At 56.5% G+C, this 11931-nt stretch carries 8 protein-coding genes; all 8 read right to left on the bottom strand.

The window, feature by feature from the left end; genetic code table 11:
• Window positions 1–3305: hypothetical protein (locus tag AABZ39_18385; protein MEK6796751.1), on the bottom strand; the 3305-nt coding region annotated here is incomplete at its 3' end.
• Between the two features lie 122 nt (window positions 3306–3427).
• A complete protein-coding gene (locus AABZ39_18380) occupies window positions 3428–4795 on the bottom strand; it encodes a sulfatase-like hydrolase/transferase (GenBank protein ID MEK6796750.1) in 1368 nt (455 codons plus the stop codon).
• Window positions 4795–6372: a glycoside hydrolase family 36 protein gene (locus AABZ39_18375; protein MEK6796749.1), complete on the bottom strand. Its 1578-nt coding sequence runs from the start codon at window positions 6370–6372 to the stop codon at window positions 4795–4797. The genes AABZ39_18380 and AABZ39_18375 overlap by 1 nt, the downstream gene beginning before the upstream one ends.
• Window positions 6373–6478: 106 nt before the next feature.
• Window positions 6479–6901, bottom strand: a complete 423-nt coding sequence (locus tag AABZ39_18370) for an RbsD/FucU family protein (GenBank protein MEK6796748.1) — start codon at window positions 6899–6901, stop codon at window positions 6479–6481.
• 27 nt (window positions 6902–6928) lie between these two features.
• Complete coding sequence (locus AABZ39_18365) at window positions 6929–8971, bottom strand: hypothetical protein (protein MEK6796747.1); 2043 nt, start codon at window positions 8969–8971, stop codon at window positions 6929–6931.
• Between the two features lie 87 nt (window positions 8972–9058).
• Complete coding sequence (locus tag AABZ39_18360) at window positions 9059–10213, bottom strand: uroporphyrinogen decarboxylase family protein (protein MEK6796746.1); 1155 nt, start codon at window positions 10211–10213, stop codon at window positions 9059–9061.
• A gap of 36 nt (window positions 10214–10249) precedes the next feature.
• Window positions 10250–11212, bottom strand: coding sequence for a uroporphyrinogen decarboxylase family protein (locus tag AABZ39_18355; protein MEK6796745.1), 963 nt, complete (start codon window positions 11210–11212; stop codon window positions 10250–10252).
• A partial coding sequence (locus AABZ39_18350; protein MEK6796744.1) for an SDR family oxidoreductase occupies window positions 11209–11931 on the bottom strand: 723 nt, incomplete at its 5' end. The genes AABZ39_18355 and AABZ39_18350, both read right to left, overlap by 4 nt.

Below are 11931 nucleotides of genomic sequence, written 5' to 3'. Positions count from 1 at the left end.
GCCGCGGCAAGCGCGCTCATATCGGGCGCAAGCGGCGTTATCGTGAGCGCTCCGCCGCTTTTAAAGCGCACGGTCGCATCGGTCGGTTCTACGCGCACGGTGCCGTTCCCGGGACGCTCGCGCGTAACGATGAGCCGCTCTCCGCGTGTCGCGCCGTTGGGTGCTTTACTGAAACCGGAATACTGCATCTTGTCCTTGTCGTTCTCCGCTCGTGCAATGACGGTAAGGAGTATGCGCTTTGCCGTACCGATCGGTGCGTTCTCGAGCGAACTCACCACTATTGTCGTGAACGGCGTACGCGATGTTATCTCGATATCATTGAGCTTGACGGCATCCTTCGGAAAACCGCTGAAGCCCTGCGTGCGCGGGGTATTCACGATAAGGAGCCCTTTGCCGAAATCGTGTATCACTTCGCCGGTGTCGCTCACGAGGCTGTCACGCTGTATGCCGCGATCGTCGGCCACAAGTCCTTTCTTTTTCAGGTACGAATCGAGCTCGCGGGCAAGATCGAGCGAAGACTTCGTGTTCTCGATGCGTGAGAAACGAAAATCACCCTTCTCCGACGATGATATCGTCGCCTGCTGGCGTCCGTCCGGGCGTCCGAACGCGCCCTCGACACGCGATACGTAGGGGAGATAATTGAACGGGAACGCGCCGTTGCGCGGATCGCCGCGGTAGATGAGCTTGTCCGCATCGGTGTAGACGACCTGCACGAGGTTCTTCGCCGGGGCTACGTCGCGCCGATGATACATGAGCGCGGCATTGGGCATGGTGGCAAGGAGCGCGGGGTCATTGAACTCCACCGTCGGCTGCATCACCGCAGTCGCGCTGTCGGCTTTATCCCAATCGTAGCCGAAGCCGCCGAAATAGCAGTAGAAGTATATCGCATCCCAGTCCTGTAGCGATGCCGCCGTCGACGTGTTGAGGAAATACGTTGACCGCCATTCATGCGGCCACATCATATCGCTCTCAGTGGACGTCACCGGATGCGTATTGATCTTGACCATGGCGATAGCCGAATCGATAAGGCCGATACCCTGGAGCGGATTGCGCTCGACGACGGGGATATTCTCCATGGAGAGCGAGCCGTCCTTATTGTGCCGCACATGATCGTAGTACACGTTCTGCGATGTGTAATCCATATCACGCTGCGTCTCAAGGTCCGCGATGTCGGAGTAGATGTTCGAATCGGCGACCGGGAGCGCGCAGCCGAGGGAACGGATGTACGCAAGCATCTCCTTCTGCCAGGCGACCTGCACGCTCTTAAAGAACGCGATCGTCGCGCGTATGCGGACCGGCGACTTTTCGGCATGCATATCGCCTTCACTGGTAATATCCCACACCGTCGCGGGGTTCACCGTTCCCTGAGCAGGGTCTTCGCCGTCCTTCAGTCCGCATATGCCGCTCTGTGTCCATGCTTTCGCAAGCGCATCGCGGCTGCCGTGCTCTGCAAGAAGGAATTCGTTGAATTTCTTTTTCAGCAGATTCTTATAATGATCGGGCCACGCCGAGGTATTCCAGTCGAAGAACATCGTCTGCTCATTGATGAGCATGAGCATGGCGATGGCGCTTTCATCCTTGAGCGCCTTGCCGGTATATTTGTTCACATGCGTAAGTAGCCCTTTGATATAGGCCTTTCCCTGTTCGGCGAATGCCGGTTCGAAATACGCCCACGGCCGATGAGATCCGTACTGCGATCCGTTCGGGACATCGCCATCGGTAAAGCCGCGGGCGGAAAGCCCCGTCACCGAATCGAGCAGCATATATATGCCCCTGTCCTTGAAGCATTTCACCATGTAGTCAAATCGCTCCCACTTCTCGTCGGAATCGGGGATGAACGTACTGCGGTCGCTCTTCGTCCGGTCGATGAGAACATATTCCGTGAGATGGAATCGCACGAGATTGATCCCGCTGCGCGCGAGCGTTTCCGCGACGCGCTCGGCCTGCTCATGCGACGGGAAGAGCGCGTTCGCCGAGTGAATGTTCACCGCCCAGAAGCGCGCCTCTTTCCCGTCAGCGAAAAAGAAATGCCCGTTCTTCGACTGTACCATGCCGTGTTTCCCCGCGGGCGCATCGAGAAGCGATGAGAGATCGACGAGGGGCTTCATCTGTTTTTTCGGATTGAGCGGGAAGGTGAACCATTTCGAGTAATCGCGTGTGACCGCGCCGATCTTTCCCATATCGATAAGATTCGCGCCGCTGCCGAGCGTGACCGCGAGCAGCATCCATATCGCCCTGCCGGTATCGGTCCCCGATCGAAATGATAACGACTTTATCTGCTTCGACGGTTTCGGGTTCGCAATTCCCGCAGCGAAAAGATACACCGGCGACTTTACGGGATTCACACCCTCAAGTTTTACACCGAACGCTTCCTTCGCATTACCGCCCCACCAGTCGCCGACCTCGTTCCCCGACGTGAACTTCACATCGGCCGTCGAGCCGTCCTCGTAGACGATGGTCATGGTGCCGACCGCACCGCCGCTCGATGCCCATGCTGCTGTATGGAGGAGATATATCCAGTCAGCATTTTTCCCGCAGGCGACATCGCCTTTCACGGCAAAAAAATCTCCGGATGCGCGGATCACCAGCGCGGACTTGCCGCCGTTCTTCAATGGGTCGATGACCGTGAACGGTACATCCTGCACGGTGAGCACGCCCGCCTTCATACCGGAAAGGTTGTTCTTCCCCTGATCCGTCCAGCCGCCGGCATTATCGCCTTCCGCATCGTCGGAAAATCCGCGATTGCATGCGCCTGCCATATCGATCGGTGTCGATTCCTGCGCATAGAATTCCACATCATCGATATAGACAACACCGGTCGATGTCTGCGGGGTATAAAGCGAAGGCCGTACGGCTATGTTCAATTCCGCTGTTTCGGCGGGAAGGCCGGTTATGACCACTTTGAATTCCTTCCACTCGGATGAGATGTCGAATTTCGGCGCCGTGAGCCAGCGGAGGAATTTATCCCCTGCGGCTGTCGCTGAAACGCCTATCCATTCCTGTGCGGTGCGTTCAGAATCAGAACGGATAAATCCTTTCACCACATACGACTTTGCAGGATCGACAGCGACCTTAACGATCGCATACGGCGATGCATTATCGAATTCATCGCGAACGGCAAGGCATTGCGTGCCGCCATGAGCATTCGCCTTCTCGATACCGACTATACGCGAGGCCTTCTCCGCATCGAGGCCGGGCTTTGTACCCCAGGACTGCCATTTCCCGACGCCGGACTCAAAATCCCAGACGCCCCGCTGCCCGAACGCGAGCGATGCTATCATCAATACGGCGGTGAGATATCTCATATCGGCCTCCCGAATACGGCAGCTACAGTATAGTCCCGGCAGCGGCAGCTGTCAATTTTCCCGGGCATATGCCGCTGGTATAAAATACTTTTTTGCTTGTCGGAAATACCAGCCGATGGGGTTCAGTAATTCCACCGCCACTCAGTACGGGACATCCATGCATGAAGCGACTCCTGCAGTGAACGCGTATCGAAGTCCGCACCCCCGGCGATATTCTCCTTTTCCATCGGATCGTTCACGAGACCGTACATCTCCTCCCGCCCATCCGGCTGCCAGACGATGTACTTATGCGCGCGGGTACGAACGCACTTCCCTATGGTCTTCTTATCGTGCGATACGAATTCCGAGAACGCCGGCATATCGCCCGCCGTACCCGTTTCGACCGCGCCGCGCAGCGTCGTTGCCGTCATCGATGCGGGCGGGACAACGCCTGCGTAATCGAGTATGGTCGGCGCGAGGCGGAAATTCTCGACGACATCGGGAATGGTCCCCAGCGCTTTTCCCAATGGCCTCGGCGGCTTCACGATGAACGGCACGCGTATGATGCTCTCGTAGAAAAGCCCCTTGCCGGTACGCGCTCGCTCGCCCATGAACTCCCCATGATCCGTGGTGAATATGATAAGCGCATCGTCATAGATAGTGAGCTGTTTCAGCTGAGCGATGATATTCCCGATATGATCATCGATGCACGTTACCATGCCCCAATAATATGCGCGCATCTTCCGGAGTGTCGCCTCATCCCATCGCTCTCGCCACGACTTCCATCCCGGATATTCGTCAGGGAGCGTCATGTCCTCCGGGTGATACATGCTGCGATACGGTTCCGGCGGGTCCCAGGGATCATGCGGGCCGCAGAAACCGCACCAGAGGAAGAATGGCTCGTCAGCATGTTCACGGATGATATCCATCGATCGCTCGGCTATCCACGTTTCGACATATTCATCGTTCGAGAGGGGATTTTCCAAAAGCCCGGCGCGTTTGTAGTCCGGCTGCGCGCGCCGTGCTTTGTATATCTCCTCGTATGCGCCCGGACGCTTCTTCTCAAGCCATGCGGCGTAATTCGGACCGAGCGGTGCAGGACCTATCGGCTGACCGGTCGACTGCGTCCAGCGCATCCCTTTGCCGCCGGTGAGATCATGATAGTGGAAACCCTTCTCGGGATACATGTGTATCTTGCCTGTCGCGGCAGTGCAATACCCGTTATCCTGCATATGCTCCATGAACGTCTTTTCCCACGGCGGCAGGCCGGGCGTTGTATCTATCTCCTGTTCCATGTAGGTCACGCCGTGCTGATGCGTATAGCGTCCGGTCTGAAGGCATGCACGCGAGGGGATACATACCGTATTCTGAACGATGGCATTGGTGAAATTGACCCCGTCACATGCAAGGGCGTCGATATGCGGTGTGCGTATCTGCGTATTGCCGTTGCACCCGAGGGCGTCGAACCGATGCTGATCGGTAGTGATAAGAATGATCGGCGGTTTTTTCATCATCTCAGTTCGAACATGCGTACCGCTCTCGGCGGCACTGTCACGATATCACGGCACATGTCCCCCGTGAATATTTCCTTGCCTGCACGGATGCCCGGGACATCGAAGACGTGGGGAGTGGGGAACGGATTGAAGAACGCGATAAGCCTGTCATTGCGGAACACGCAGGGAAGATACTGTTTCCCGTTCAGATCGAGCGGATACCCCGGCTCGCCGCGTCCGTATTCGAGGGCCTTTTTTATGTACGAAAGTCCGCGCTCATTGAGCTGCGGTATGTGATCGCCGAGAATGATGCTCCCGCCGCTCAGTATCACGACGGCAAGCGCGAATTTCATCCCCTCTTCGTCCCAAGCGGGGCCGCGCCGCCATCCGCTGTTCGGGTCCTGCTCACGATTGGCCGCCATCTGCACATGGAATCGTTCAGCGCCGTCCGCCCACGTTTTTCCCGGCACACGTACGATGGTGAAATCGGGGTCACCGAGCATCCACGTTTTCAGCATGAAAAACCGCGCCGCAAGCGCCTGTAATGCAAGTTCGCTGTTCTCCCAGAAACTTGCGATATCACCGGTCATGCGCGCTTCGTTGATGTTCGCATCGCCGAGCTCATAGAGGGGATTGCAGGCCAGGATGAACACGTCTTTGCCGACAGCATCGCGGATAATGGACAGCGCTTCGGCCACATGTCGATTCGTGCTCCATGATGCGTCGGCAGCGTGCGCACCGCTTTCGAGCACACCGGCTTGATTATAGAGAAAATCAAGCTTGAGATAATCGTATCCCCAGTCGCGCACTCGGCGGAACGTATCGCGGAGGAATTCCTGCGACTTCTTCACCGAGACATCGAGCCCGTAGAACGTGCGCGTATGACCGAGATTGATGAGATAGGGATTGCCCCGTGAGTCCTTGAGGAGACATTCCGGCGTACGCTGATAGAGCGGTGCGGCCGGCTCCACCATGAGCGGCGCGAGCCAGAGCCCCGCCTTGAAACCGCGGCGGTGTATCTCCTTCGCAAGTCCGTCCATACCCGACGGGAATTTCCCGTTCACGCTCCACTCGCCCCAATTCGTCTGCCAGCCGTCATCGACGATGATATGTGAAAGCTCCTTCCTGAGCCACGGCAGCTTTTCTATCCCGTCCATATTGGCGATGATATCGCGTTCCATGACCGATGCATTGAAATTATCCCATGAATTCCAGCCGACGACCGGCGTGTCGACCTTCTTCGCACGATTTCGCTCACCGTACGCACGGAGAAGCGGCACAAGCCCTTCACTCGATGCGGCATACTCGACTGCCACCGGCGATGATATCGTGAGCACATCGCCCTTCACGCGGAATACCGCGGCTTCCGTAACGGGAAGCGGTACCGAAAAGAGCGCCCCGCCCGTATCGCTCATGACGCCAAGGAAAGTATAGCTTACTGCGCTCTCACCGAATTTAAATGTTGCGGGGCGTATCTCCATGCCTCGCCAAGTCCGGAGAAAACGTATCGTCTCCGTATTCGGCGTCATCCGAAGCGTGCATTTCCCCGATGCGAGCGATCCTTCAAGCACGGTAAGCGATATGATGTCGGTCATGGTCCATCCTTTGATGAGATACGGCTCTGCCGCCTATAATGTACCTTCGATCGGATCTTTTCGGAAGTGCAACAGAACGATATCCTTGTCCACTATCACGGTATGGTCACGGGATGCGCCGTACGCCGACCGTAAGGAGCAGGTTCGCAAAACGCCTCGTATCGCCGGTAGCGATGATAAGCGCGGTATCACTTGATTTCACATCGCTGTAGAACGCCCATCGCTCTTTCTCTTCCCATTGGATGTCCCTCGGGAGCAGCGCCTTGTACTCCGCATGCACGGCACGGAATTCTTCCTCCGGCGGCGCGACGACCACCGCGCTCTGGAATACCGTCGCCGACACGAGCGCCTCGAGTACCTGCGTGACCGTCGGTACACCGGGCATGAGGTTAAGGTATACCTTTTTCGTCTCGGGGAGGCTCATCGTCGCGGTCGGAAAATTCCCGTCAGCGATGAGCATGCGGGAGAAATGCCCGCATGATGCAAGCGTACCGATGATCTCGGGGTTAAGCAGTTTCCCTGTCAGCATACCTTCTCCTTCACAATAGCCTTCATGTTATTTCGCATCGAGCACGATGAACGCTATCGAATGCGCCGGCAGCATGAACGACACCGCACCGCCGTTGACCGTGTGCGCAAGCTCTTTCACGAAGTCTTCCTTTTTTTCGAGCAGCGGATGCCCGTCGATATCGCCGTGCGTCAAGAGCACGCTTTTCGATGATGCCGCGGTAAAACCGCCTATCGTTATCGAACAGGGGACATCTTTCGTCCACGACCCGTTCGCCGTGATGATGAACACGCGCTTGCCGTCATCGCTTGCGGTAATGAGCGCGGGTGTCATCGGGACGGAGGCCGATGCATCTGCACTGTTCGGGACGCGTACTTTCGTGAGTGATACATACGGCGATGTGCCTTTCATCTCGAGCACATTGTCGCCGACGGAGCGGTTAACGTAGTAATAGAGCCAGTACAGCATCGAACGCTTCTCGTCATCGGGAGGGATGAAGAGTACACCGAAGCCGGGGCCCGCCTGCCTCGAGAACATCTGCCATGATGTTGCGCCGCGGAGCATCTTCTCGCGGGTATAATAGATAAGTCGTACCGCGCGGTACACGGTCCCGAATATATTCGCGTTCCTGCTGTTGTAATCCGCAGGTTTCCCGCCCGGCCCGCCGGCATGAAGCCCCCACTCGGTGTCGTACTGATACACATCCTTCCCTTTGTTGTACGCCGCGAGCAAAGCATTCACCTGCAGTATACGCGAAAGCTTGTTGTGATTCTCTCCGAGCACCGTTTCCTCGAAATTATTATCGACGATGCTGCCGTACCAGTGCGGGCATATGAAATCATAATTTCCGGCCGTCGACTTAAGCAGATAATTCCCCCACATGCGCGAGTTCATGTTCACCGATATCCCGATCTGTCCGGACGGATGCGCCGTCTTCACCGCTTTGCTCACCGCATTGAAATGCCTGATATAATCGTCCGGCGTCGGAAAGGCCTGTCCGTGCGGCCGGTCGGACATGAAGGTGCTTGAATAGGTCTCATTGCCTATTTCCCAATACTTGAACGCATACCCTTTTGAGAGCGAATGCCGTATGCCGCGTACCCAGTCCTCAGGCAGAAGTTTCCTGTTCGCCCCCTGATCCTCGAATTCGAGTACCGTTGTCTCCTGCGGTATCCTGACACGGCCGAGAACCTCGGCGAATTTATCGATGGAATCCTCGAGCTTGAACGGTTCATCACCGACGGCGTATACACGGGTAAGCGGCAGACGCATATCCGCAACGCCGCTCTCCGATCCCGAAGATAGTGTATACGTGCCTTCCTTGTCATAGGGATGTCCGGTCCAGCCGCATACGCGGTGGAACGATACACCGCCGACATTCCTGTTCGCACGGTGAAGCGTCTTTTTCAGATCAGCGGCAATGCGCAGCGTATCGCCCGGCGTCACTCTCAGCGGAAGCGGATCATAGGGCAGCGAATCGTCATCGATCATTCCGGACAGCGCCGCAGCAGCATCGCTTTCCGCGACATCGATATCATCGACCCAGAGCGTTCTCGCCTCCTGCGGTTTCGACGCGGCGGTGAACGATATATAAATGAATGCCGACGATTCGGCGAAGAATTCCAACCCCTCGCTTACGGCGAACGAGTACTGCTTCCATTGCGGGGCGACATTGAACATACCGTTGGGAATGTTTATCTGCGGACCGTCGATGTACGGGTTCACCGATCTGTATGAGCCGAAACGAAATACGGCGGTCCCTGCTGCATCGCTTTTCGCCCAGAACGTCACCGTATATTTCTTTGCCTTCTTCGGCCGTATCGCATTCGCCTGCGGATCGCTTATGACATAGCCGCGCGTGTCCGCGGGATGATGTATCCTGAATGATGTCTTCCCCGTCCGCGCATTCGCGATGTCCGCAATATAGTTCTCCGGGATCTTGAAATCATTCGGACCCCACATCACCCATCCCGCCGGCGGCTTGCCGCTGACATCATCCTCAAATCCGCCGTTCTTAATGAGCGGCTCGGCATGTGTCGCCGCTATACTGAACACCATTGCGACAGCGGCCGATAGAATGGTTTTTTTCATAACAACCTCTCTTTTCAAGACAGTATATACGCTCAGCATTTTTTTACGTCCATGATATTCCGATTATCGTGCATCATATTACGTCTGTCATCGTATCGGATAGCGCCCGTGCTCGTAGACAGTATCGAATACGGCGCAGATATCATCGGGCTTCACCGTCGGCTGTATCGCATGCACCTGATTGAACACAAAACCGCCGCCCGGCGCAAATATGCCGAGCCGCTCTTTCACATGCGCAATGACTTCCGCCGTCGGGCGTTTGCCGAGAATATTCTGCGTATCACAGCCGCCGCCCCAGAACACTATCTTCTTCCCATACTTCTGTTTCAGCACCGCCGGATCCATCCCCCGCGCCGATGTCTGCACCGGGTTGAGGAGATCGACACCCATGGCGACGATATCGTCCATGAGCGGCATTATCGCTCCGCAGGAATGGAGATATAGCTTCAAGTCTGTGTTCGCATGGAGCCAGTCGGAGAAACGTCTGTAATGCGGGGCTATCATCTCGCGGAACGTATCGGGGCTCACGAGAGGATTATCCTGCGCACCGAAATCGTCCGCGCAGACTATGCAGAAAATATATTTCCCGATCGCATCGTTCACGCGCGAAACGCTTTTAATGAGATCGTCGCAGCGCTTGGCAAGCGATGCATGGACCTTCTCAGGCTCGGTCACAAGCGACATGAGGAATTCCGGGTTCGATGAAAAAAAACCGCCGCCGAACCTGCCGGAAAGCGCATAGTCCGTGGACTCATGGAAATTCTTCGTATCGGTTTCAAGCTGACGAAGCGATTCATCCGTAAGCGGAACGCCGGTACCGAACCAATGCATGCCGTCCTCGGAATCGAAGTAGAACGATGAATCGGGCTTTCGGAAGCGGTTCCCCGCGGCGTCGGCGAGCAGCCATTCGTCGCCATGGCGTGTGAGCGGGAGTTCTATCGGGAATTGCACCTCGCATGACGGATAGAGCGGATAGCCGTACCATTTGCGCGCGAACGTTACGCTCGATATCTGAACGACATCGATGTGAAGACGCCGGCGTGTCTCCTCCTCAACGACCGCCAACTGCTGCATCGCATCGTTCGATCGAACTGTTCCGTGAGGAAGGCCCAGATGCTTCTGCACGGCATCATACGCGAGGACATGGATGCCCGATGCGCCGGTGGTTCCGCCGAGATCGATGGGCACACGATCGGCTTCCTCGAAATTGATCGCCTTCTGTACGCGTTCACGGCTGGTCATACTGCGCTCCATGTTCGGACACTCAATCGATACCGCCTATGCGGCTGCATATTCTTTCAGGAACAAAATATTTTCCATCGGGGTTTCATACGGGATGCCGCCGGTGCCGAGGAGAATATTCTTCCGCCCGCGTGCAAGTACAGTGACGGCATCGACTTCCCGCGCGATATCTCCCTTCGTCCCGCTCGTATAGAGCGCCGGGTTGAGATTAACTCGCACGTTCACTTCCGGATGATCTTCCATCGCTGATAGGAAGATATTCCTGTCGGTCTCAGCCGGACAGATGAGGAAATTCGTCCCGGTGGCGAGCATATGCGGGATTATCGGTGCCGTATTGCCGCCGATGATGCAGGGCACCGCTCGCCCGATGATATCACGCGTGCCGCCGATAACGCGCTTTAATGCGGGAAGCTCCACTTCTTTGAACGTATCGGGCGAAAGCAGCGGGGGCGCAGCCGCGGATTCAAAGAACGCTATTCCGACACCGCGATCATGAACGGCGCGAACGAATGCGAGCTGGCCATCGACGATGACATCAAGGAAACGGCGTGTTCTTTCCGGCTCTATCACCGCCGCCATCATGAGCGTTTCCATCCCGATGAGATTTACCGCTATCGAGAACGGTCCGCTTACCGGCATGCGTATGTCCGCTTCGGGGAATAGCTTTTTCAGCCGCTCGGCAACGGTGATGAATGAAGGTATCCTCCCTTCATTCCCGGATATCGGCGTAAGGCCAAGCGCATCTTCGAGCGATGCGAACAGTGGAGCCGTTATCGCAGGGATACCCGTACCGCCGGGATTGTCGATGATGCAGCCGTACGCTTCCGCTTCAAGATTGTATATGTCGATACCGACGACAACCGGCATATGACGATAAAGTTCGTATGCTTTTGCATGTGCCTTGAAAAGAAGTTCAGGATCGCGCGATGCATCCCACGGCGCAGCACCGATAAGCTTCGCCGCGTGTTCATACACGGAAAGCGAGAGCGGTATTTTCATGCGCTGTACACCCCGCCGTTCACATCGATGGTGGCGCCGGTGATGAAGCCGTCGTATTCCGCCGCGAGGAATGCCGCCGCACGGGCAACATCTTCCGGCGTTCCCGCGCGTCCAAGGGGAATGCCGGCGATGGTAGCGTCAGCGCTTTCCTTCGTCGTATGCGTGTTGTGAAAATGGGTGCCGAGAATGAGCCCCGGCGCGAGCGCATTGACGCGCACGCCTTTGGGCGCAAGTTCGTTCGAGAGCGCGCGGGTGAACGTTATCACCGCACCCTTCGCCGTCGAGTAGATGAGCGATCCCGGATGACCGCCCTTCCGCCCTGCGAGCGACGCAAGGTTCACTATCGATGCACCGTTCGCTTTTACAAGATGCGACGCAGCCTCACGCGTAACATATATCATCGAATTGACATTGATGTCCATGATCTTTGCAATGTATGCAGCGTCGGTATCGGCGAGCGTTTTGCGCCCGACGAGATCTCCGGTGTTGTTGATGAGTATATCGATACCGCCAAGGAACGATGAAGCTTCCGAGACAAGGCGCTTTGCTTCCGACTCCTTGGTGAGATCTGCCTGAAAGCTTTTCGCGCGGACGCCCGCTTTTGCCGACGCACACAGTTTCGCTGCGCCTTCGGCGCTGGAGAAATAATGTATCGCAACATGAGCACCCTGACGGATGAGCTCTTCGGATATGGCATAGCCTATCCCTTGCCCTCCGCC

The sequence above is a fragment of the Spirochaetota bacterium genome, assembly GCA_038043445.1.
GTDB lineage: Bacteria > Spirochaetota > Brachyspiria > Brachyspirales > JACRPF01 > JBBTBY01.
This window is presented reverse-complemented; position numbering and strand designations above follow the sequence as displayed.

What these genes read in the sequence shown, in the direction of transcription:
- AABZ39_18375 (MEK6796749.1), bottom strand. Translation starts at nt 6,372, where the DNA reads ATGACCGACATCATATCGCTTACCGTGCTTGAAGGATCGCTCGCATCG.
- AABZ39_18370 (MEK6796748.1), bottom strand. Translation starts at nt 6,901, where the DNA reads ATGCTGACAGGGAAACTGCTTAACCCCGAGATCATCGGTACGCTTGCA.
- AABZ39_18365 (MEK6796747.1), bottom strand. Translation starts at nt 8,971, where the DNA reads ATGAAAAAAACCATTCTATCGGCCGCTGTCGCAATGGTGTTCAGTATA.
- AABZ39_18360 (MEK6796746.1), bottom strand. Translation starts at nt 10,213, where the DNA reads ATGACCAGCCGTGAACGCGTACAGAAGGCGATCAATTTCGAGGAAGCC.
- AABZ39_18355 (MEK6796745.1), bottom strand. Translation starts at nt 11,212, where the DNA reads ATGAAAATACCGCTCTCGCTTTCCGTGTATGAACACGCGGCGAAGCTT.
- AABZ39_18380 (MEK6796750.1), bottom strand. Translation starts at nt 4,795, where the DNA reads ATGAAAAAACCGCCGATCATTCTTATCACTACCGATCAGCATCGGTTC.